General features: G+C 35.5%; 22 protein-coding genes. 12 read left to right on the forward strand and 10 right to left on the reverse strand.

Annotation, left to right across the window (positions count from 1 at the left end):
• Nucleotides 1-26 precede the first annotated feature (26 nt).
• The 7 genes from VB798_RS07010 to rplM form a co-directional block, all read right to left on the reverse strand.
• Complete coding sequence (locus VB798_RS07010; RefSeq protein ID WP_323257371.1) at nucleotides 27-3,086, reverse strand: AAA family ATPase; 3,060 nt, start codon at nucleotides 3,084-3,086, stop codon at nucleotides 27-29.
• 3 nt (nucleotides 3,087-3,089) lie between these two features.
• Nucleotides 3,090-4,292: an exonuclease subunit SbcD gene (gene sbcD, locus VB798_RS07015; RefSeq protein WP_323257373.1), complete on the reverse strand. Its 1,203-nt coding sequence runs from the start codon at nucleotides 4,290-4,292 to the stop codon at nucleotides 3,090-3,092.
• A gap of 149 nt (nucleotides 4,293-4,441) precedes the next feature.
• Entirely contained in the window at nucleotides 4,442-5,050 is a 609-nt protein-coding gene (locus VB798_RS07020) for a PepSY-like domain-containing protein (RefSeq protein WP_323257375.1), read from the reverse strand.
• A gap of 247 nt (nucleotides 5,051-5,297) precedes the next feature.
• Complete coding sequence (tsf, locus tag VB798_RS07025) at nucleotides 5,298-6,131, reverse strand: translation elongation factor Ts (protein ID WP_323257377.1); 834 nt, start codon at nucleotides 6,129-6,131, stop codon at nucleotides 5,298-5,300.
• A 220-nt stretch (nucleotides 6,132-6,351) separates the two neighbouring features.
• Nucleotides 6,352-7,155: a 30S ribosomal protein S2 gene (rpsB, locus tag VB798_RS07030; protein ID WP_184129680.1), complete on the reverse strand. Its 804-nt coding sequence runs from the start codon at nucleotides 7,153-7,155 to the stop codon at nucleotides 6,352-6,354.
• A 223-nt stretch (nucleotides 7,156-7,378) separates the two neighbouring features.
• The gene (gene rpsI / locus VB798_RS07035) at nucleotides 7,379-7,768 is read right to left on the reverse strand and encodes a 30S ribosomal protein S9 (RefSeq protein WP_309915319.1); all 390 of its coding nucleotides are present in this window, start codon (nucleotides 7,766-7,768) and stop codon (nucleotides 7,379-7,381) included.
• An 83-nt stretch (nucleotides 7,769-7,851) separates the two neighbouring features.
• A complete protein-coding gene (rplM, locus tag VB798_RS07040; protein ID WP_184129674.1) occupies nucleotides 7,852-8,295 on the reverse strand; it encodes a 50S ribosomal protein L13 in 444 nt (147 codons plus the stop codon).
• A 473-nt stretch (nucleotides 8,296-8,768) separates the two neighbouring features.
• On the opposite strand from rplM, the gene VB798_RS07045 reads away from it, so the two are divergent.
• The 4 genes from VB798_RS07045 (at nucleotide 8,769) to VB798_RS07060 (ending at nucleotide 11,776) form a co-directional block, all read left to right on the forward strand.
• Nucleotides 8,769-10,214 (forward strand): 4Fe-4S binding protein, encoded by a 1,446-nt coding sequence (locus VB798_RS07045; protein WP_323257380.1) that lies wholly within the window; start codon nucleotides 8,769-8,771, stop codon nucleotides 10,212-10,214.
• The gene (locus VB798_RS07050; protein WP_323257382.1) at nucleotides 10,211-10,732 is read left to right on the forward strand and encodes an NADH-quinone oxidoreductase subunit J family protein; all 522 of its coding nucleotides are present in this window, start codon (nucleotides 10,211-10,213) and stop codon (nucleotides 10,730-10,732) included. Before VB798_RS07045 ends, VB798_RS07050 begins: the two co-directional genes overlap by 4 nt.
• A 31-nt stretch (nucleotides 10,733-10,763) precedes the next feature.
• Nucleotides 10,764-11,075 (forward strand): NADH-quinone oxidoreductase subunit NuoK, encoded by a 312-nt coding sequence (gene nuoK, locus VB798_RS07055; protein WP_323257384.1) that lies wholly within the window; start codon nucleotides 10,764-10,766, stop codon nucleotides 11,073-11,075.
• A gap of 179 nt (nucleotides 11,076-11,254) precedes the next feature.
• Entirely contained in the window at nucleotides 11,255-11,776 is a 522-nt protein-coding gene (locus VB798_RS07060) for an acyl-CoA thioesterase (RefSeq protein ID WP_323257386.1), read from the forward strand.
• An 84-nt stretch (nucleotides 11,777-11,860) separates the two neighbouring features.
• On the opposite strand, the gene VB798_RS07065 is transcribed toward VB798_RS07060, so the two are convergent.
• Genes VB798_RS07065 through VB798_RS07075 form a run of 3 tightly spaced genes read right to left on the reverse strand, consistent with a single transcriptional unit; the run spans nucleotide 11,861 to nucleotide 13,578 of the window.
• The gene (locus VB798_RS07065) at nucleotides 11,861-12,157 is read right to left on the reverse strand and encodes a putative quinol monooxygenase (RefSeq protein WP_323257388.1); all 297 of its coding nucleotides are present in this window, start codon (nucleotides 12,155-12,157) and stop codon (nucleotides 11,861-11,863) included.
• Between the two features lie 33 nt (nucleotides 12,158-12,190).
• Nucleotides 12,191-13,057 (reverse strand): SMP-30/gluconolactonase/LRE family protein, encoded by an 867-nt coding sequence (locus tag VB798_RS07070; RefSeq protein WP_323257390.1) that lies wholly within the window; start codon nucleotides 13,055-13,057, stop codon nucleotides 12,191-12,193.
• A gap of 44 nt (nucleotides 13,058-13,101) precedes the next feature.
• Nucleotides 13,102-13,578, reverse strand: a complete 477-nt coding sequence (locus VB798_RS07075) for a nucleoside deaminase (protein WP_323257392.1) — start codon at nucleotides 13,576-13,578, stop codon at nucleotides 13,102-13,104.
• A 392-nt stretch (nucleotides 13,579-13,970) separates the two neighbouring features.
• Between VB798_RS07075 and VB798_RS07080 the strand changes: the two genes are divergently transcribed.
• The 8 genes from VB798_RS07080 (at nucleotide 13,971) to VB798_RS07115 (ending at nucleotide 21,130) form a co-directional block, all read left to right on the forward strand.
• Nucleotides 13,971-14,360 (forward strand): NADH-quinone oxidoreductase subunit A, encoded by a 390-nt coding sequence (locus tag VB798_RS07080; RefSeq protein ID WP_323257394.1) that lies wholly within the window; start codon nucleotides 13,971-13,973, stop codon nucleotides 14,358-14,360.
• Between the two features lie 154 nt (nucleotides 14,361-14,514).
• Nucleotides 14,515-15,063 (forward strand): NADH-quinone oxidoreductase subunit B, encoded by a 549-nt coding sequence (locus tag VB798_RS07085; RefSeq protein WP_323257396.1) that lies wholly within the window; start codon nucleotides 14,515-14,517, stop codon nucleotides 15,061-15,063.
• A 70-nt stretch (nucleotides 15,064-15,133) separates the two neighbouring features.
• Nucleotides 15,134-15,634 carry an NADH-quinone oxidoreductase subunit C gene (locus tag VB798_RS07090; RefSeq protein WP_323257398.1) on the forward strand — a complete coding sequence of 167 codons (501 nt, stop codon included), beginning with the start codon at nucleotides 15,134-15,136 and terminating at the stop codon, nucleotides 15,632-15,634.
• 12 nt (nucleotides 15,635-15,646) lie between these two features.
• Nucleotides 15,647-16,882 carry an NADH dehydrogenase (quinone) subunit D gene (gene nuoD / locus VB798_RS07095; protein ID WP_323257400.1) on the forward strand — a complete coding sequence of 412 codons (1,236 nt, stop codon included), beginning with the start codon at nucleotides 15,647-15,649 and terminating at the stop codon, nucleotides 16,880-16,882.
• Between the two features lie 24 nt (nucleotides 16,883-16,906).
• Nucleotides 16,907-17,401: an NADH-quinone oxidoreductase subunit NuoE family protein gene (locus VB798_RS07100; protein ID WP_323257402.1), complete on the forward strand. Its 495-nt coding sequence runs from the start codon at nucleotides 16,907-16,909 to the stop codon at nucleotides 17,399-17,401.
• A 75-nt stretch (nucleotides 17,402-17,476) separates the two neighbouring features.
• Entirely contained in the window at nucleotides 17,477-18,817 is a 1,341-nt protein-coding gene (gene nuoF / locus VB798_RS07105) for an NADH-quinone oxidoreductase subunit NuoF (RefSeq protein ID WP_323257404.1), read from the forward strand.
• Between the two features lie 10 nt (nucleotides 18,818-18,827).
• On the forward strand, nucleotides 18,828-20,018 hold the full coding sequence (locus tag VB798_RS07110; protein ID WP_323257406.1) for a glycosyltransferase family 4 protein: 1,191 nt from the start codon (nucleotides 18,828-18,830) through the stop codon (nucleotides 20,016-20,018).
• A gap of 95 nt (nucleotides 20,019-20,113) precedes the next feature.
• Nucleotides 20,114-21,130, forward strand: a complete 1,017-nt coding sequence (locus VB798_RS07115; protein WP_184129636.1) for a 2Fe-2S iron-sulfur cluster-binding protein — start codon at nucleotides 20,114-20,116, stop codon at nucleotides 21,128-21,130.
• The last annotated feature ends 15 nt before the right edge of the window (nucleotides 21,131-21,145 follow it).

Raw genomic sequence — 21,145 nt, forward strand, 5'->3', positions numbered from 1 at the left:
CTGTATTGATTAATTGTAGCCTTTGTTTAACCCTTAATGTCAATTCTACTAAAACCTCTGTTGTTTCTTTCTAGTTTAATTTGCGTTGAAATTCTTTCTTTGATAGATTCTACGTGCGAAATAATACCGATGTTTTTCTGTCCTTCCTGTTGTAATTTCTCTAAAGTACCCAAAGCCAAATCTAGTGTTTCGGGGTCGAGTGTTCCAAAACCTTCATCAATAAATAAGCTTTCTAATTTTACGTTCTTAGAAGCCAAATCTGATAAAGCCAATGCCAAAGACAAGCTCACCATAAAAGTTTCCCCGCCAGAAAGTGTTTTTACCGAACGACGTTCATTGCCCATATACTGGTCAATTATCATCAACTCATCGTCCTCATTTTCAGTAGGTTTATCTAACAAATAACGATCGGATAGCTCCGCTAAACGTCGATTTGACAATGCTATCAATCTTGCTAAAGTTAGGCCTTGTGCAAATGTACTAAATTTTTTCCCTTCTGCATCTCCAATATAGCGGTTTAATAATTCCCATTTCAAATTAGATTTTTCTAAGAAGGCTATTTCTTGTTCTAAAGCAGAAATTTCCTGACGATGTGCATTCTGAACTTGAATTTTTACTTGTAATGCAGTCACTTCATCGGCGACAGCTTTTCTCTGTTCTTGCAAAAGTTGATTCAAAGCAAGTAATTCTTCCAAACTTATCAAAGGATTATCTTCTTGCTGTTTTTGTTCAAATTCAGCTTTTTTATTCTTCAACTCACTCTCCAAAACAGTTATTTTGGTTCTGAGCTTTTCCTGTTCATCTCTTAAATTTTTGCTTTGTTCTACCGAAAGTAACTGCTGTTGAGCCTCTTCAAGATTTGTAAAACCTAATCCATTTAAAGCCACCAACAATTCGTTCTCTAATATTTTTACTGCTTCATTTTTCTCTTTTATTTCAGTATCAAGTTGCTGAATTATTTTCAAATTAGCAGTGATTTTTGTCTGTAATTCCGAGAATTCTTGTTGTAGTTTATCACAATCGTTATTGATATTTTTACCAATGTATAAACCCTTAATGGTATCAATTAGTACATTTTTCTGCTCCTGAAAACCCTTCGTTTCTTTTACAATTCGGTAAAGCGATTTTAAATCTTCAAGTACTTTTACAGATTTAACTAGCAAATTCAAGGCTTCTGTTTGCTGCTCTTTCAACTTTATTTGTTCCTGAACCCACGCTCTGTTGCCTACTTTTTCTAGTTGTAAATTCTGCTTTACTTCATTTATTTCTAAGTGTTTTACATCTAGCTTTTGTTGAAGTTCATCTTTCTTCTTCTGCTCTTTTAATTCTAATTGATGTGCAGATGCAATCTGTGTTTTCAAAGTATTTACTTCATTGTTCAATACTTTTTCTTCGGCTTTTTGGCTCTTTAAATTTTGGTCAATTTCTACATAATTATTGGCATAATGACTCAAAAATGGATGCTCTAACGAACCACAAAGTGGACAAGCTTCGTCTTTTTTCAAAAGTTTGGCTCGGTCTTTTTCAAAGTTATATGATTTACCCAAACGCTCTTTTTCTACTTCTAAAGCCTCTATTTTCTGAACAAGTTGAGTATATAAAATTTGTTTTTTTTCAAGAACTAATGTATTCGTATTTTGAAATTCAAGTTGTATTTTTTCCTCTTTTTCTGCTTCGCTAAAAAGAGTTTTTAAATTGCTATAATCACCAATTAACTGATTGAGATGATGATACAATCTTAGCTCAAATTCTAATTGTAATCCTTTTTCTTCTACTTCTTCCGGCGACGAAATCTTGGCGATTTCATACCATTTTTCCATCTGTACTTTCTGCTCTTTGGCAACCGACTCAATTAATGCTAAAGAATTATCAGCCAATTGATTGACCGATAAATTATTTAATTGTGGAATTCTCAAAAACGAAAGTACTTCACTAATTTGCTGTTGTTTGGCTTTCAGCGTTCCTTCTTGTTCACTTAGTTCTCTCAGCAATTCTGTTACTTTCCTACGGAATTCTTGTAATACTTCAGTCGCATTTCCTGCATTAACTTTTTCATTCGTAAAATCTGAAATGACACTAATATTTTGATTGAAGGCTTGCTGATTTTGAACTAAATCTTGATTTTGAACGACTTGTCGATTTTGAAGATTTCTAAGTTCTCTTACATCATTTTTTACTTGTAAAATACTTTCTCTGAAAGGCTCAACCAATTCGTGTTGTTGAAGTATCGGTAATTTTTCTTGTTCAAATACTTTCCAAATCGTAGCGGTATTGGTATAGTCTTTTTCTTTTTGAAGAATTTCGTCTCCAATAACTTTTAACGTATTTTTTAGCCGAATACTTTCCGAAGTTTTTTCCAAATTTTCGTTGGCTTTGACAATCGAAAACTCTTTCTCGGCTAAATCTTTTTCCCAAGTTTCAGCAATTTCTTGCACAACTAATTTCTCCGAAACACTCTTGATTTGGTTTCTTTTTAATTTTAATTCTCCACCTTTTTCATTATTGATTTCAAAGGCTTTTTTGCCTAGCAAACGATAAATTTGCATGCCCGTAATATCTTCCAAAAGCTTGCCTCGCTCGTCTTTCCCAGATTTTAAAAATTTAGAAAATTCACCTTGCGACAGCAAAATTGATTTCACGAATTGGTCATAATTCAGTCCAATCAAACTTTGATTTTTATCGGGTACTTCGGTTTTTTTATTGGTGATAATTTGGTCTTTGGCTTTATCGACAATCTCCATTCCATAATCATTCAGATTATTATTTCGATTGACATTGATCCACCATTTCGACACAAAAACGCCTGATTTACAAACGTACTCTACTTCTACGGCACATTCTTTTTCACCACGTGTAAGAATTGAACCGCCCGAACCGACTAAATCTTTAGAAATCTTTTTATCAAATCTTGGTACACGATTGAATAAAGCCAAAGTAATAGCATCTAAAAGCGTTGATTTCCCCGCTCCCGTTGGTCCAACAATGGCAAAAAGACCAGCGGATGACAATGGATTTTCGGTAAAATCAATCCGATGTTCGCCTTTGAAAGAGTTAATATTTTTTAAATATATTTTATTGATTTTCATCGCTTAGTTTTCCTCTTTTACTTTTTGTAATAATTCCACAAAAGCTTCCATCAGCAAAGTCTGATGCTCTTCCGAAAGTCCGTTTTCTTTTTCTAATCTTCGTTTCAAAATTTCCGTTTCGTTAATGTCATCAATATTTTGTCCTTCAAAAAACAGTTCTGCGGTGCTGTTAATTTCATTTTTGAATGAAATTCTATGTTTTAAAACGATGGCATTTTCGTCTTCAAAAACGGCAATTATATCGTTTAGTTCTCTGGTCAAAATCGGATTGTGTAATTCTTCAGTTACTTCTATTTCTAGAAATGCTTTCAACTGACATTCGTTTTGAAAACTGCTTAGTTGACTTTTTACTTTCTCGAAATCGCCCGAAATTTTCTTCAGCATTCTATTTTTGGGTACTGGAATGTCTTCTATTTTTTGAATTTTTCCTGCTGAAACTTCCAATTCAATCACGATTTTTAAATCATTTTTTTCACTAAAACTCAAAGCAATCGGCGAACCAGAGTAACGGATATTTTCTTTGTCCGATACTTTTTGTGGACGATGAATATGCCCTAAAGCCACATAATCAAAAGTTTCTGAAAAATCATTTCCTTCAAAAGCTGCTAAATTTCCGATTTGAATTTCTCGTTCAGATTCTGAAGCCACAGAGCCATTGGCATATAAATGTCCCATTGCAATAACAGGAGTATTGGGGAAGCTTTCTTGGCAAATATTAGCTAATTGGTCATAATGATTTTTAATGCCATTCCGAACCGCCTCAATGCGACCTGTGGCTGTTTCACCTTCTACTGCCTGACGCAAATCGGCATCACGCAAATAAGGAACAGCACAAACAATTAATTCCTTTAAATCAATGATTTCATCTTCAATATTGGGCATAGCTCCGCCTACAACGATGACATCCAACATCGACAAAATATCTTTGGGTGCATTCAACATCGACACCGAATCGTGGTTTCCACCTGTAATGATGATTTTACATTTTTGCAAAATCATTTGTCGTAAAAACCAATAATAAAGCATTCGGGCATCGGCGGGCGGATTAGCGAGGTCGAAAATGTCTCCTGAAATCAATAACACATCAATTTTTCGTTCTTGGATAAGGGCAATTAGCCATTCCAAAAATAATTGTTGGTCTTCGTGAAGGTCGTACTTATGGAGTTTTTTCCCTAAATGCCAATCGGCAGTATGTAGAATTTTCATGGAATGTCATTCTGATTAAAAAAGAATGCTAAAATACGGCTCTTAATTGAATTATACCTTAAAAAGATTAGGCTTTACAAAAGCATAAACCCCACAACATTGAAACATTCAATATTGTGGGGTTTAATAAAATGATTTTATCAAAAAGACTATTGCTTTCTAAGCTTTCTCATTTTGTGTAAAGGTTTTTCTAACTCCTGTTTGAATGCACCAGTAGCATCAAATAAAAGTACTTTACGATTTGTTTCATCGCTGATAGCGACATAAAAGTTGCCATCAACATCTGTCCCTGCACGCTTGATTGTATAACCTGCGTAAGTTGCAGTAACATAAGTAGCAATTGAAGCCGGTAAAGCCGTTACTTCAACTGCTGTCAATTTAGCCTTTCTAGCATAATGTTGAAGTGCTTTTACAAAAACACCATTAGCATCAAACAATAAGCCTGTTTCAACGCTATTTAAAGTGATTCCTACGACATATTGACCTTGCGTATCTGTCCCTGCAAATTTAATGGTAGCACCAGCATAATTCGTAGAGATATAAGTAACGATTGCTGTTGGTAAAGCGGCTGGGTCAACAGTTGTAATTCTTCCTCTGCATTTTTGTTTCGTTACGGTGTCTGTAACTGCCGCAGTACGTGCAGCTGAAACTTCTAGGGTTTCCAAAGCATCATCAGAAGCTGTTAAATCATTTTGCTTTTCACAACTTGCGAACATGATACCTACTAAGGCTGTCATTAAAAACAATAATTTTTTCATTGTGTAATGGTTGTTTTAAGTTTAAAATTAATTTGGGATATTTTAACTCTTTTTAACTACTTAGACAGCACATCTTTCCCAATCGTTGCATAAGGGTAGAAATACTTATTTTAGGATTCATTGAAAACTTGTACCCTATCCTCAAAATATCTTCAAAAAATTGAAAAAGCATTAACATTACATTTAGGTTTATAAACAAAAAAGGCCTCCATTACTGGAAGCCTTTTTCAATATCACTATAAAATTATTAAGCTAAAGCAATACGTTTGAAAGTACTGATAGTTAATCCTTTTTGAGTTTGCTCTAACAATTGTTTGATATTGATTGAGCTATCTTTTACAAATTGTTGGTTCAACAAAGTGTTTTCTTTGTAGAATTTCTCCAATTTACCTGTTGCAATTTTTTCTAACATTGCTTCTGGTTTTCCTTCTTGACGAGCTTGGTCTTTACCGATTTCGATTTCACGTTCGATAGTAGCTGCATCAACACCGTCTTTATCTAAAGCAACTGGTTTCATTGCAGTGATTTGCATAGCGATATCTTTACCAACTTCAGTAACGTCAGTTCCTGTTACGTTTGTAAATGCTACTAAAACACCAATTTTGTTGTTAGAGTGGATATAAGAAACAACTTTATCAGCAGTGATGTTTTCATAACCAGCTACATTGATTTTTTCACCAATTTTACCAGTTAATTCAACCATTGCTTCTTGAGCGTTACGACCGTCAGCTAAAGTAGAAGCTAATAAAGCATCTTTATCAGCAGCGTCAGTAGCAACAGCTGATGCCAATAAAGCAGCAGCTAATTCATTGAAATCTGCTACTTTAGAAACTGGTTCAGTTTCGCAAGCTAAAGCAACTAATTTACCATTTGTTCCATCTTCGCTGATAGCAACCAATACTACACCTTCGTTAGTAGCGTTGTCTGCACGTTTAGCTGCCACTTTTTGGCCAGCTTTACGAAGAATATCAATTGCGGCTTCAAAATCACCACCTGCTTCAGTAAGGGCTTTCTTACAATCCATCATGCCCGCACCGGTCATTTGTCTTAATTTATTAACGTCTGCTGCTGAAATAGCCATCGTTTTATTGATTTTAGATTTTGGATTACGGATTGCGAAATTGAACTGGCTTTAATTACGTTATTTCGCAATCCGCATTCGCTAATTCAATGTTAATTTTTAAAGGAACAGCCCATAGAATTCCATGGGCTGCTTCAATTTTGATAAATTATAATGATAAAGTTATGACAAAAGGATAAGTATTCATGGCTTCTCAGATTATCATATCTTCAAATTATTATTAATCTTCTTTCTCGTATTTAGCCGCAACTTTCGCTGCTTCTTTCGCTGCTTCTTCGTCAGCTAAACGCTTCGCTTCTTCTTCCTCTGCTAAACGAGCATCGTCTTTATCTTGCTTACGCTCCATTAAACCTTCTTCGATAGCTTTACCAATTGCTAAAGTAATTAAAGCGATTGATTTGTAAGCATCATCATTAGATGGTACTGGATAGTCAACTAAATCAGGGTTCGAGTTAGTATCGCACATTGCGAAAACTGGAATACCTAATCTTTTTGCTTCTGCTACTGCAATGTGCTCACGCTTAACGTCAACTACGAAAAGAGCTGCTGGTAAACGAGTAAGGTCAGTAATACCGCCTAATACTCTTTCCATTTTCTCTTTATCACGAGACATCATCAAACGCTCACGTTTTGCTAAAGCTTTCACTGTTACTTCGTCTTTCAATAATCTGTCGATAGTAGACATTTTTTTGATTGATTTACGTACAGTAGCGAAGTTTGTAAGCATACCACCTAACCAACGGTCAGTTACGTAAGGCATTTTCAAACGACGAGCTTCTTCAGAAACAATTTCTTGCGCTTGTTTCTTTGTAGCAACAAACATTACTTTACGACCTGAACGAACTACCGCTTTGATAGCAGTACAAGCTTCGTCTAAACAAGCTAAAGTTTTGTTCAAATCAAGAATGTGGATACCATTCTTCTCCATAAAGATGTATGGAGCCATTCTTGGATCCCACTTACGTGTCATGTGTCCAAAGTGAACACCAGCATCCAAAAGGTTTTTGTATTCTAATTGTGCCATTTTCTGACAGTTATCCGTTATCTGTTAATTGTTATTAGTATCATACTAAGCCAACTAAACAATAACTTCTAACTTTAAATTAAAAGTTAAAAAGAAAATTGAAAACAACAAAGACATCGGTCACTGTAAGTCTTGTTGCGTATAATTAAAATCAAATATTGGGTTATCCATTAGTAGTTGACAGCAAAACTGAAAACCGATAACGGATAACCAATAACGGATATTAACGTTTCGAGAACTGGAATTTACGACGAGCTTTCTTACGACCTGGTTTCTTACGTTCTACCATACGAGGGTCACGAGTTAAGAATCCTTCTTTTTTCAAAGCTGGACGACGCTCAGGATCGATTTCTTGTAAAGCACGAGAAATTGCTAAACGAAGCGCTTCTGCTTGTCCTTTGATTCCACCGCCATCAAGATTTGCTTTGATATCATAAGCACCTTCAGTCTTAGTCAATGCAAATGGTTGATTAACGATAATTTGTAAAATTTCAGATGGAAAGTACTCATTCAAAGCACGACCATTCACAAGAATAGTACCGTTACCTGGAGTCATATAAAGACGGGCAACAGCTGTTTTTCTTCTTCCTAATGTATTAGTTACTTCTGCCATTTTTTTATAGAGAAGTTATCAGTTATCTGTTAATGTTAATTCGTAAAAACGAACAACGGATAACGAATAACAAATAACGATTATTAGAATTTAATTTCAGTTGGTTGTTGAGCTGCGTGTGGATGTTCTGTACCTGCATATACATACAAGTTAGTGAACAAACGGCTTCCCAAACGGTTTTTAGGTAACATACCTTTAACGGCTGCTTCTACAACTCCTCTTGGGTTTTTCGCTAACACTTCTCTTGGCGTTGCAAAACGCTGTCCACCTGGATACCCTGTGTGACGGATGTAAACTTTATCAGTCATTTTCTTGCCAGTAAAACGAATTTTATCAGCATTAATAACGATAACGTTATCACCACAGTCAACATGTGGAGTGAAAGAAGGCTTGTGCTTTCCACGTAAAATTTTTGCGATTTCAGAAGTCAAACGACCTACAATCTGATTCTCTGCATCAACGATAACCCATCCCTTTTCTGTGGTAGCCTTGTTGGCTGAGATGGTTTTATAACTTAAAGTATCCACTTTATTAAGATTTTAAAAGTCCTAAATGTTTTCTCAAAGAAAGCACCTTTGCCAAAAGGTGTTACAAAAAATATATTCACGGTGGACTCTTATTAATTGCTGTGAAAGTATTTTCGGTAAATCAAAGTTGGAACGTCTCTGATTTTCAATGATTTTGCCTTATTTTTTTTCTGAACGGGCATCCAGTTAAAAATTGGGAACGCAAAATTACGGAGTTGTTTCGGTATATGCAAAAAGTTTTACATTGTTTTCTGTGTTTTTCTTAAATATTTTCATCTTTTTTTCGCTTTCAAAGAAAAATAACTCTCAGAACCTCAGGCAATAGTATCAATTGAATAAAGTACAGACGAGAAAAGCCTACTCTTCCTTCTTTTGTTAAACTCCAGAACGTACCTTTGTATTTAATTGTTGGCATTTTACAAGTCAAACTTAGAGGGCATTCTAAGCACCAATAATGAAAATTATTTAAAACTGTGTCAAAAGGAGCAAATAATACATATTTCGGCAACATCAAAGAAGGTATTAAATCTTCCTTGAAAGGGCTTTCGTTGTCATGGAGACATTTGAAAGAAGCTCGCCAAAGCCGAAAACCCATTTTTGTCAATAATCCTGACTACTTCAAACAAGAAACTGGGATTGTTACTTTACAGTATCCTCATGAAAAGCTACCAATTCCTGATAATGGTCGCTATCAATTACACAATGAAATGGACGATTGTATCGTCTGTGATAAATGTGCTAAAATTTGTCCTGTCGATTGTATAGAAATTGAACCCATCAAAGCAACTGGCATTGCAGGTTATGCTTCTGATGGTTCTGCCATTCGTTTATATGCAGCGAAGTTTGATATTGATATGGCTAAATGCTGTTTCTGTGGTTTATGTACTACTGTTTGTCCAACAGAGTGTTTGACCATGACACAGGAATATGATTTCTCTGTTTTTGATATTACCAAACATAATTTTGCTTTCGGAAATCTTAGTCCAGAACAAGCACAAGAAAAACGTGATTTGTACGACCAATTTATGCTTGAAAAAGAAGCTATGAAAGGTTTGAAAACGAAGAAGACAGAAGATAACAAGACACAAGATACAAGACTGGAAGATTCTGGACTAAAGGATATTGGACAGGAAGTGAAAAAGCCTGTTGCCAAGCCTGCCTTTAAACCAGCATTTAAGAAAAAGGATTCAGGACAGGAAGATGAAGGACTAAAAGATTTAGCACAAGAAGAAGTAAAGACAGAAGAAATCACTCCTGTCCCAAAACCGAAACCTGTATTCAAACCTTCGTTCAAGAAAAAAGAAGAAGAAATAGAAAATTCGGAAGAAGTAAAGAAAGAAGAAATCACTCCTACGCCAAAACCGAAACCCGTTTTCAAACCTTCATTCAAAAAGAAAGAAGAAGGAATAGAAAGTTCGGAAGTAACAAATTCGGAAGAAGTAAAAGCTGAAGAAATCACAAATACGCCAAAGTCGAAACCCGTTTTCAAACCTTCGTTTAAAAAGAAAGAGGAAGGAATAGAAAGTTCGGAAGTAAAAGATTCGGATGAAGTAAAAGCGGAAGAAATCACAAATGCACCAAAACTGAAACCCGTTTTTAAACCTTCATTCAAGAAAAAAGAAGAAGGAGTTGAAAGCTCAGAAGTAAAAGGTTCGGATGAAGTAAAGACTGAAGAAATCACAAATGCGCCAAAACCGAAACCCGTTTTCAAACCTTCGTTTAAGAAAAAGGACTCTGAAATAGAAGACGAAGAACTAAAGGAAAAAAGCTCACAACTTATAGCTCAAAGCTCAGAGCTATCGGAAAATTCTGGACTAAAGGATACGGATGAAGTAAAAGCTGAAGAAGTTACAATTGCGCCAAAACCGAAACCCGTTTTCAAACCTTCATTTAAACCAAAACCTAAAACAGACAATTGATACCTTTTGTTTTCATAGCATTCATCGTTTTAACTGTTATCTCCGCATGTGTTGTGTTGTGGAGCAATAATGTTTTATACGCTGCTTTTAGTCTTTTACTTACTTTTTTTGGCATTGCCGCACTTTATGTATTGGTTGGTGCCGATTTTATCGCCATTACTCAACTACTCGTTTATGTTGGTGGAATTTTGGTTTTACTCCTTTTCGGGGTAATGCTGACCAACCAAAATGGTAACAAAGAAAATGGCAAAAATGATATTATAGGCACAAATACTAATCGATTCATTGGCTTTGCTGTTGCACTGGGTTTGTTTAGTTTGCTTTTTTATGCCTTTGCAAAAACAAACTTCATTGACATTCAATCAAATCTATTTGAATCAATTGAATCGTTTTCTACAACACAAAACATTGGCGTTTTATTAATGACCGACTTCGTGTTACCTTTTGAAGTTTCGGGTGTTTTATTGATGGCAACGCTCATTGGTGCAGCTTATTTAAGTAGCAAAACCAAAGTTTAAATATTTCAAAAATCTTGTCGATAACTTATCAATGGACAATAGTTTTCTTTCATATTATTTACTTACAAGTGCTTTATTGTTTAGCATTGGCTTAGCTGTAGTGGTTACCAAACGAAACGTAATTGTGGTTTTGATGGGAATTGAATTGATGCTAAATGCTGTAAACCTAAATTTGGTGGCTTTCAGTAAAAATGACCCTGATTTACAAGGACAAATGTTTGCGCTCTTTGTGATTGTCGTTGCTGTTTGTGAAGCCGTCGTTGCACTCGCCATCGTGTTGAAAGCACATGAACATTTTCAATCAATCAATCTTGATGAGATAAGTAATAATTCAGAATCTTAATAGCTGTCGGATTTCAGTCATCAGCTTTCAGAGGTCGGTTTTAGAGCTTCGAAATTTTTACTTATTACTTACGTGAAAAGATGTATCTGAAAGCTGACATCCGAAGACCGAAAGCTAACGACAGAAATCTGAAATCCTAAATCCAACATCCTAAATTCCCAAATCCTTCATCCAATAAAATGACAAAAACTAAATACGTTTCAGAATCTCTTACTACAATGACGGAAATGATTTTTCCGAACGATACCAATACTTTAGGAAATTTAATGGGCGGAAACCTCATGCGCATGATGGATGTTGTCGGAGCAATCTGTGCACAAAAACATTCAAATCGTATCGTTGTTACTGCTTCTGTCGATAATGTATCTTTTAAAGAATCTATTCCGCTTGGTAGCGTAGTTACGCTTCAGGCTAAAGTAACTAGAGCTTTCAGTTCTTCAATGGAAGTTGTGATTGATGTTTGGGCAGAAAATATTCCAGCGCAAGAAAGAGTAAGTACCAACAAAGCATTTTTCACTTTTGTGGCGGTTGACCAAAGTGGTCGCCCAATAGATGTTCCTATTTCATTGACTGAAACTGACGAAGAAAAAGCACTTCACGAAGGAGCTTTACGCAGACGTCAATTACGTTTGGTTTTAGCAGGAAGAATGAAACCTTCGGAAGCAACCGAATTAAAAACGTTTTTAAACGGTGGCGAATAGCTGTAAGTTTTGAGTTATGAGCATTGAGCTATGAGAAAGCGATACAAATTTTGCTGTGCAATGCTCAAAGCTCATAACTCGCCGCTAGTTAATTAACTCTACTCTTTCAGAAGAAAAAGCAATTGGCTTTTCAACAAATAATACTTTCGTTGAAGTCCACACATTTTTGAATAATTCAGAATCTCGATAAGTATTCAAATGATTTTCACTTTCCCAATAACTATATGTTGAAAAGATATTGGGAAAGTTTTTATCTTGTAATAGTTCTAAATGTTGACACCCTTCAAAACGTCTAATTTTGTGCTTGGAAGCATTAAAAATTGCCAAAAAGTTTTCCACTTTTTCTTCATGAAATGTCATTCTTACAATTCTTATTAGCATAATTTTGAATGGTTAATTTTCAATATAAACAAATTACTTAACATTAAATCGCTCCATTCCTTTTCTATCTTGTAAAGTAACGTAAGCGTATTTTCCATTTGGACTAAACACCAAATTACTACTCTGCAAACCTTTCAATTGTACTTCTTTGAGTAATTTCCCTTTTTTCGAAAAGACAAGTATTTTGCCCAATCCCCAACGACAAACGTAAAGGTTTCCTTTTGCATCGCATTTCATGCCGTCTAAACCACCGTCTTCAAAGGAAGTAAAAAGTCTTTTATTAGCAATGTTTCCAGCAAGGTCAATATCAAAAGCCCAAACTTTCTTCTGAATACTTTCATTCACATATAAAGTTTTCTCATCTGGACTTAAACAAATCCCATTGGTAGTTCCCATTTGGTCAGTTAAAAGGGTTTCTTTTCCGCCTTTGTCTATTCGCCAAATTTTCCCTGTAGAGTTTTTCCAACTTGGGTCTGAGGCAAAAATTACATCTTTTTTAGTAATACAAATATCATTAGGCTGATTGAAAGCATCATTATGACAATAAGTAGAAACGGCTTTAGTTTTCATATCAACTTTCAAGACATTATGTCCCGAAAAATCGGCTAAGTACATATTCCCAGCTTTATCAAATTGAATCGCATTGGCAGTACTTCCTTTGGGTAAAGTCAAGAATAACTCACAAGTACCGTCTGGATTTACTTTGCCAATCGTGCCATCTTCTTTAAAGTTTACGACGTACAAATTTCCAGCTTTGTCAAAATTTGGCCCTTCGATGTTGTTAGTAAATAAATTCTCTGCAGTAAAATCTTCTACTTTGGTTTGCTGTGCAAAAGTTTGGGATGAGAGTAAGGAAAATAAGGCTAGACTCAAAGAGTAGCGTGTCATTGTTTTTTTCATGAATTTTAATTGGAAATAGTATATAATTTTAAATTGGATACTGTTTAATAATCTACTTTATCGTTCTTCTCATTCCATAATTTAAAAGCTTTTTGGGCTTCTTCTCTTCCCAAAGGAATCATTTCGATTTTTCTTTCAGCAAGTGGTAATGGAATTTCATCATAAATAAAAGCATCGTCGAAACCTGCTTCGGCTGCATCATCACGAGTATTGGCATAATACACTTTTGAAGGACGAGCCCAATAAATTGCGCCCAAGCACATCGGGCAAGGCTCACAAGAAGTATATAACTCGCAATCGGATAATTGAAAAGTATCGAGATGCTTACAGGCTTCTCTAATAGCTACTACTTCTGCATGTGCTGTTGGGTCGTTGGTAGAAGTAACTTGATTAAATCCTTCGCCGACTATTTCTCCATTTCTCACAATTACTGCGCCGAATGGTCCGCCTTTTCCGCCAGAACTTCCTTGAATTGAAAGTTCAATGGCTCTTTTCATAAATTTTAATTTGTCTTGTTCCATGATGAAGATTTTTTTGGCAAGTTAGTAAACTCAATCAAAACTCTAACGACGGATAGAACCTTTGCTTTTATATTTGTTTTTGAAGATTTTGAAAATAAGTAAAAATACTCATTCAGAGATATATTTTCTTGAAAAACATATTCTATGAATATCAGTTGAAGTTTAAATAGTCTCGTACTATTTAGTACCAATCTATATAACAGATGATAAAAAAGACTTAATCTGTACACTTTAACATTTCCCCTAATTTTAGCATTAAAAAAATGTCGCAAACAAAATTTTATCAGTAAATTGCAGATAAATTTTGAAAGGATACTAGTCAAATTACGTATCGGTTTGAAGATTAAAGTATAATTACTTGATAATCAAAGCCTAAAACTCAAAAATCAACAATGAACTATCAACCATCCGATTATCTTCCAATACTTATCCAATTAGGGGCTGCTTTAGCATTTATTGTTGCAACAATGCTTGCAACGCACTGGCTAGGTCCTAAACGTCATAGTGCATTAAAAGATGATGTTTTTGAATGTGGTATCGAATCTGTGGGTGATGCCCGTACTCCTATTTCAGTTAAATACTTTCTTGTAGCTATTCTCTTTGTCCTATTTGACGTAGAAATTATTTTTATGTATCCTTGGGCTGTAAATTTTATGGGATGGGTAAAATCATCTTCAGATGTAGCCATTAATATGTTTCTTGAAATGTTAGTATTTATGGGTTTATTGTTAGTAGGCTTCATTTATGTTATCAAGAAAGGCGTTTTAACTTGGGAGAAGTAGTATCGTTGAATGGAACAGGTTTTTCTGTAAACAAGCCTTTCCTCATCACAGTGTTATCACAAATTTGAATATATAAATATATTGTGTTTCTGAATTGATTAGCGTGCCAAAATGATTGATGGCTTTCTGATACTTAGATTCTCAAATAGATACAATGAGCGATAGAATAATAAAAACAGTTGATGCTCCAGAAGGAATTGAAGGACAAGGTTTCTTCGCTGGCAAATTAGATGATTTCGTGGGTCTTGCTCGTGCAAATTCACTTTGGCCACTTCCTTTCGCTACCTCATGTTGCGGTATTGAATTTATGGCAACAGCCGGAGCTCATTATGACATCTCAAGATTCGGGTCTGAACGTATGTCTTTTTCTGCCCGCCAAGCCGACATCCTAATGGTAATGGGTACTATTTCTAAGAAAATGGGACCAGTCCTCAAACAAGTATATCTTCAAATGGCAGAGCCTCGTTGGGTACTTTCAGTTGGAGCATGTGCTTCTTCTGGTGGAATTTTTGATACCTACTCTGTTTTACAAGGCATCGACCGTATTATTCCTGTTGATGTATATGTTCCGGGTTGCCCGCCTCGTCCTGAACAAATTTTGGATGGTTTTATGCAAATTCAAGAAATTGCAAAAACAGAACAACGTCGTCGCAGAGAATCTCCTGAATATAAAGCACTTTTAGCATCTTACGGAATTGAGTAACAGTTATCCGTTTAATTTTTGCTTGTTTGAATAACAAGTAAAAGCTAGACGATTAACAGATAAGCTAACAATGACAAACGAACAAATAGCACAAGATTTAGTCGCACAATTTGGCGAAGATAACATTTTTGGAATTGTAGAAAATTACGGGCTTCTTAACGTAACAACTACAACCGACACCATTGTGCCGTTGATGCATTATTTATATCAACATCCAACCTTCAAATTCCAGTTTCTTACAGATTTAGGTGGCATTCATTTTCCAGACGTTCCAAGTCATGAATTTGGTGTTATTTATCATCTACATAGTTTAGAAAACAATGTAAGATTGATTATCAAATTATATGTTTCTAGAGAAAATATTGTAGTACCAACCATCACAGGTTTATATGCTTGTGCAAATTGGATGGAAAGAGAAGCATTTGATTTTTACGGAATTTTGTTCTCTGGACACCCAAAAATGGAGCGTATTCTGAATGCTGAAGACATGGATTATCATCCGATGCGTAAAGAATATCCTTTGGAAGACGCCACTCGTCAAGATAAAATTGATGCCTTGTTTGGTAGATAAATTTATAAAAATATGTCTGAAATCGCATTAGTATCAAGCCCATTTGTGGGCTTAGAGAAAGCACAAGTAGATAAAAAATATGTCAATGAGTTGACAACCCTAAACTTAGGACCAACTCACCCTGCAACACATGGTATTTTTCAGAACATCTTAACGATGGACGGAGAAACAATAATTGATGCAGAACAGACAGTAGGATACATTCACCGTGCATTCGAGAAAATTGCTGAGCGTCGTCCTCTTTATCAAATCACAACGCTTACAGACCGTATGAACTACTGTTCGTCGCCTATCAATAATATGGGTTGGCACATGACAGTAGAGAAACTTTTAGGCGTTGAAGTACCTAAAAGAGCACAATATATTAGAGTAATTATGATGGAATTGGCACGTATTGCCGATCATATCATTTGTAATTCCATTCTTGCTGTTGATACAGGTGCTTTAACAGGCTTTTTGTATGTAATGCAATGGAGAGAGCACATTTACGAAATCTACGAAGAAGTATGTGGTGCTCGCCTTACAACGAACATGGGGCGTTGTGGTGGAATGGAAAGAGACTTATCTAAAGAAGCCATCCGTAAAATCCAAATACTTCTTGACGAATTTCCTGCTGGACTCATCGAATTTGAAAGTTTAGTAAAACGTAACCGCATCTTCATGGATAGAACCATTGATGTTGGTGCTATTTCGGCTGAACGTGCTTTAAACTATGGCTTTACTGGACCAAACTTAAGAGCCGCTGGTGTTGATTATGACGTTCGTGCCATGAATCCATACTCTTCTTACGAAGACTTTGATTTTGAAGTACCAGTTGGAACAAAAGGTGATACTTATGACCGTTTCTTGGTTCGTGGAGAAGAAATGTGGCAAAGTTTAAAAATCATCAAACAAGCTTTAAACAATCTTCCAGAAGGACCATATCACGCTGATGCTCCACATTATTATTTACCAGAGAAAAAAGAGGTTTATAATAACATGGAAGCATTGATTTATCACTTCAAAATTGTAATGGGTGAAATTGACGCTCCAGTTGGAGAAGTTTATCATTCAGTAGAAGGTGGTAATGGCGAACTTGGTTTTTATTTAGTATCAGATGGTGGCCGTGCACCATATCGTTTGAAATTCCGTCGTCCTTGCTATATTTATTATCAAGCATTCCCAGAAATGATTAAAGGCTCAACACTTTCTGATGCCATCGTTACGATGTCGTCTATGAATGTGATTGCCGGGGAATTAGACGTGTAATTTTTGCTTAATTCAGACTAAAACATGACAAATACACAAACCATACAGTTTCCAGCGGATACGTTGGAGTTAGTTCATAAAATCATTAAACGTTACCCAGAAGGTAAGCAAAAATCTGCTTTACTTCCAATTCTACATTTGGCTCAAGCAGAGTGGAGATGGTGTAGTTCAGAAGTGATGGATTATGTGGCTAGCTTGTTGAAAATTAAGCCTGTTGAAGTATATGAAGTAGCTTCATTTTACACAATGTTTCACTTAGAACCAGTAGGTGAACACGTAATTGAATATTGCCGTACTGGGCCATGTTGTTTAATGGGTGGAGTTGAAGTATATGACCACTTAAAGAAAAAACTAGGCATTGAAACCGGAGAAACTACTCCAGACGGTAAATTTACGATTAAAGAAGTAGAATGCTTAGCAGCTTGCGGTTGGGGACCTGTCTTTCAAATTCGTGAAAAATATTATATGAATTTGACCAACGAAAAGGTTGATGAAATCATTGATGAGTTGTCAAAATAATAATGTACTCTTAATTAATTGATACACTTTATCTGAATTCGATGCGAAATATCGCTGAGCAAATTTAATAGAAAAATGAAAATATTAACCGAACATATTGACGTACAAGGCATCGATACTATTGATGTTTTTCGTAAAAATGGTGGATATAAAGCTGTTGAAAAAGCTTTAAAAACGATGACTCCCGATGAAGTTACTGAAGAAGTAAAAAAATCAGGTATTCGTGGACGTGGTGGTGCTGGTTTCCCGATGGGTATGAAATGGTCGTTTTTGGCTAAACCAGAAGGTATTCCTCGTTATTTAGTTTGTAATGCGGATGAATCAGAACCGGGTACTTTCAAAGACCATTATTTGATGATGAAATCTCCTCATACTTTAATTGAGGGAATGATTGTTTCGTCGTATGCTTTAGGAGCTAATACTTCTTATATTTATGTAAGAGGCGAATTAATGTATGTTGTAAATATTCTTGAAAAAGCCATTCAAGAAGCTTATGACAAAGGACTTTTAGGTAAAAACATTTTGGGTTCTGGTTATGACCTCGACCTTTTCGTTCAACCAGGTGGCGGTGCTTATATTTGTGGAGAAGAAACTGCTTTGTTGGAATCGTTGGAAGGAAAACGTGGAAATCCACGTAATAAGCCTCCATTTCCCGCAGTAAAAGGTTTGTGGCAATGCCCTACAGTAGTTAATAATGTAGAGTCTATTTCTGCTACTTCTTGGATTATTAACAATGGTGGCGACGAATACGCTAAAATTGGTATAGGTAGAAGTACAGGAACGAAATTAATTTCAGCATCAGGTCATGTTCGTAAGCCGGGTGTTTATGAAATTCCTCTTGGCATTACTGTTGAAGATTTTATTTATGCAGATGAATGGTGTGGCGGAATCAGAGATGGACATAAATTGAAAGCTGTCGTTGCGGGTGGTTCATCAGTACCTATTCTTCCAGCAGAATTGATTTTAAAAACAGCAAATGGTGAAAATCGTTTGATGACTTATGAATCGCTTTCTGATGGTGGTTTTATTACGGGAACGATGTTAGGTTCTGGCGGTTTTGTGGTAATGGACGAAACTACTTGTATTGTTCATAACACATTGACATTCGGTCGTTTTTATCACCATGAATCATGCGGACAGTGTTCGCCATGCCGTGAAGGAACAGGTTGGATGGATAAAGTACTCTACAGAATTGAACATGGAAAAGGACGTCAAGAAGATATTGATTTGTTAGTAGATGTTGCAAAGAAAATAGAAGGAAATACCATTTGTCCATTAGGAGAAGCTGCCTCTTGGCCAGTTGCTGCTGCGATTCGTCACTTCCGTGATGAGTTTGAATGGCATATTAAACATCCTGAAAAAGCAACACAAAAAGGAGCAGTATTTATGCGTGAAGGGGCTAGTTGGAGTTTATAATTTAAAGATTATGAAAAAAAAGATATTATTTATTGGACACGACGCCAATGTTGCGGGTGCTCAATATGTATTACTTGATTTCTTAAAATCTTTAAAACAAGAAGGTTTTGAAACCTATCTTTTATTAGCAAAAGGAGGTTCTTTACTTCCTGAATTCAATAAAGTAGCTGAAGTAATTCTTTGGGAATATGATGATAAAGACACTCAAAGAAACCCATATTCAAGGATTATTTATGATAAAGTTTTTAAATTAAACAAGCTTCGTAAATTAGCCTTTTATCAAGAAAAACATAAAGAGCTTGCTGAATTAAAGTTTGATTTAATTTTTTCTAATACAATTGCCAATGGCGGTTTGTTAAGAAGTTTAGAGTTTCTGAGATGCCCATTTGTGGTATATGTGCATGAACTTGAAAACTCTATTCAAAAATATACTTTGCCAGAAGATTTGGAGTATCAAGTAGAAAATTGTATCCATTTTCTAGCGGCATCTAAAGAGATTAAAAGTAATCTCTTCTTAAATCATCAAATTGAGGAAGATAAAATTACGGTTGTCAATCCATTTATATCAGTAAGTAATATACTTGAAAAACTCAATAATGCAGATCAATCAGGTATTCGGAAACGGCTGAATATTCCTAATGATGCTATTGTAATTGGGGGTTGCGGAAATTTTGAATGGAGAAAAGGAGTTGATACTTTTTTATCAGTAGCCAATGCTATACTTAGTGAAAAGAAAGACGTACATTTTCTTTGGATAGGTATTCAAAAAAACTCTGTTGAACACCAAAACATTTTGTATGATTTAGAAAAAATGGGAATTCAAGAACATGTACATGTTATCGCTCCTACGATGGAAAACATGGATTATATGTCTTGTTTTGATATTTTCTTTCTTTCTTCAAGAGAAGACCCGCATCCATTGGTCATGATTGAAGCAAGTTTAAATAAAATTCCTGTAGTATGTTTTGATAAATCTGGCGGTGCTCCTGAATATGTAGAGCAAGATGAAAGAGTAATTATTCCTTATGGAGATATTGTTGCTGCCAAAAACAAATTGATTAGTTTAATTGAAGAGCAAACACTTAGAGAAGAAATCGGGCAAAAAATGTACGAAAAAGCATTAAATTACGATGCTGCTATTATTGCCCCACAGATATTACAGATTATCGAAGAAATAAACGAGCATGAAAGTATTTCTTAATTATAAATGAAATACCGTCTGAATCGAACTATAGTAATTAGGTTATTCTTTGGAAAAACCATGTTTTAATCGACAAATAAATATTAAGCTTTTATATGAAAGTTACAATAGATAACATCACCGTTGACGTAGCTCCTGGAACAACCATTATGCAAGCGGCTCGTCAAATTGGGCCACATATTGCACCTCCAGCCATGTGCTATTACGAACCATTAAAGGCTTCGGGTGGTAAATGCCGTGGTTGTTTGGTTAAAGTAACAGCAGGTTCTGAAAAAGACCCTCGTCCTATGCCGAAATTGGTGCCTGCTTGTATTACTCAAATTCAAGAAGGTATGGTGGTTGAAAACACCATCAACGAACAAGTATTAGAAGTAAGAAAAGGAATCGTTGAGTTCTTATTATTGAACCATCCTTTAGACTGCCCAATCTGTGACCAAGCTGGTGAATGTGATTTACAAAACTTTACTTTTGAGCACGGTGTATCTAAAACACGTACAGTTGAAGAAAGAAATACTTTCGATCCTGTTGATTTAGGTCCGAATATCAAGCTAAACATGAATCGTTGTATTTTGTGTTATCGTTGTGTTTACACAGCAGACCAAATTACTGACGGACGTGTGCATGGTGTGATGAATCGTGGTGACCATGCTGAGATTAGTACTTATATTGAAAAAGCAATTGATAACGATTTCTCTGGAAATATTATTGATGTTTGTCCTGTAGGTGCTTTAACAGATAAAACATATCGTTTCAAAAGTCGTGTGTGGTTCTCGAAACCAGTAGATGCAAGTTGTGATTGTGGTAAATGTTCTGGAAAAGTAACACTTTGGTACAGAGGCGACGAGGTAATCAGAGTAACAGCTCGTAAAAACGAATGGGGTGAAGTAAAAGAATTTATCTGTAATACTTGCCGTTTCGAACGTAAAAAGACTTCTGATTGGACTATCGAAGGACCAAGCAAAGTACCACACAATTCGGTAATTTCTGCCAATAAATATGGAGCGAACAAAATCACGCCAGCATTCCCATTAAAACAAGCAGCAGAGCAATACAAAAAGATTGACGACAACCGTGATCGTTCATTTTTAGCCCCACAAAAGCAATTAAATTAATTGATTGTAGATAGT

The sequence above is a fragment of the Arcicella lustrica genome, from assembly GCF_034930985.1.
Taxonomy (GTDB): Bacteria; Bacteroidota; Bacteroidia; order Cytophagales; family Spirosomataceae; genus Arcicella; species Arcicella lustrica.

Excerpts from the sequence above, each read along its gene's own strand:
- nuoF (WP_323257404.1), top strand. The coding sequence starts at position 17,477 with ATGAAAATATTAACCGAACATATTGACGTACAAGGCATCGATACTATT.
- VB798_RS07090 (WP_323257398.1), top strand. The coding sequence starts at position 15,134 with ATGACAAACGAACAAATAGCACAAGATTTAGTCGCACAATTTGGCGAA.
- VB798_RS07080 (WP_323257394.1), top strand. The coding sequence starts at position 13,971 with ATGAACTATCAACCATCCGATTATCTTCCAATACTTATCCAATTAGGG.
- VB798_RS07010 (WP_323257371.1), bottom strand. The coding sequence starts at position 3,086 with ATGAAAATCAATAAAATATATTTAAAAAATATTAACTCTTTCAAAGGC.
- rpsB (WP_184129680.1), bottom strand. The coding sequence starts at position 7,155 with ATGGCACAATTAGAATACAAAAACCTTTTGGATGCTGGTGTTCACTTT.
- nuoD (WP_323257400.1), top strand. The coding sequence starts at position 15,647 with ATGTCTGAAATCGCATTAGTATCAAGCCCATTTGTGGGCTTAGAGAAA.
- VB798_RS07075 (WP_323257392.1), bottom strand. The coding sequence starts at position 13,578 with ATGGAACAAGACAAATTAAAATTTATGAAAAGAGCCATTGAACTTTCA.
- VB798_RS07065 (WP_323257388.1), bottom strand. The coding sequence starts at position 12,157 with ATGCTAATAAGAATTGTAAGAATGACATTTCATGAAGAAAAAGTGGAA.
- nuoK (WP_323257384.1), top strand. The coding sequence starts at position 10,764 with ATGGACAATAGTTTTCTTTCATATTATTTACTTACAAGTGCTTTATTG.
- VB798_RS07060 (WP_323257386.1), top strand. The coding sequence starts at position 11,255 with ATGACAAAAACTAAATACGTTTCAGAATCTCTTACTACAATGACGGAA.
- VB798_RS07085 (WP_323257396.1), top strand. The coding sequence starts at position 14,515 with ATGAGCGATAGAATAATAAAAACAGTTGATGCTCCAGAAGGAATTGAA.
- VB798_RS07100 (WP_323257402.1), top strand. The coding sequence starts at position 16,907 with ATGACAAATACACAAACCATACAGTTTCCAGCGGATACGTTGGAGTTA.
- VB798_RS07020 (WP_323257375.1), bottom strand. The coding sequence starts at position 5,050 with ATGAAAAAATTATTGTTTTTAATGACAGCCTTAGTAGGTATCATGTTC.
- sbcD (WP_323257373.1), bottom strand. The coding sequence starts at position 4,292 with ATGAAAATTCTACATACTGCCGATTGGCATTTAGGGAAAAAACTCCAT.
- rpsI (WP_309915319.1), bottom strand. The coding sequence starts at position 7,768 with ATGGCAGAAGTAACTAATACATTAGGAAGAAGAAAAACAGCTGTTGCC.
- VB798_RS07070 (WP_323257390.1), bottom strand. The coding sequence starts at position 13,057 with ATGAAAAAAACAATGACACGCTACTCTTTGAGTCTAGCCTTATTTTCC.
- VB798_RS07115 (WP_184129636.1), top strand. The coding sequence starts at position 20,114 with ATGAAAGTTACAATAGATAACATCACCGTTGACGTAGCTCCTGGAACA.
- tsf (WP_323257377.1), bottom strand. The coding sequence starts at position 6,131 with ATGGCTATTTCAGCAGCAGACGTTAATAAATTAAGACAAATGACCGGT.
- VB798_RS07110 (WP_323257406.1), top strand. The coding sequence starts at position 18,828 with ATGAAAAAAAAGATATTATTTATTGGACACGACGCCAATGTTGCGGGT.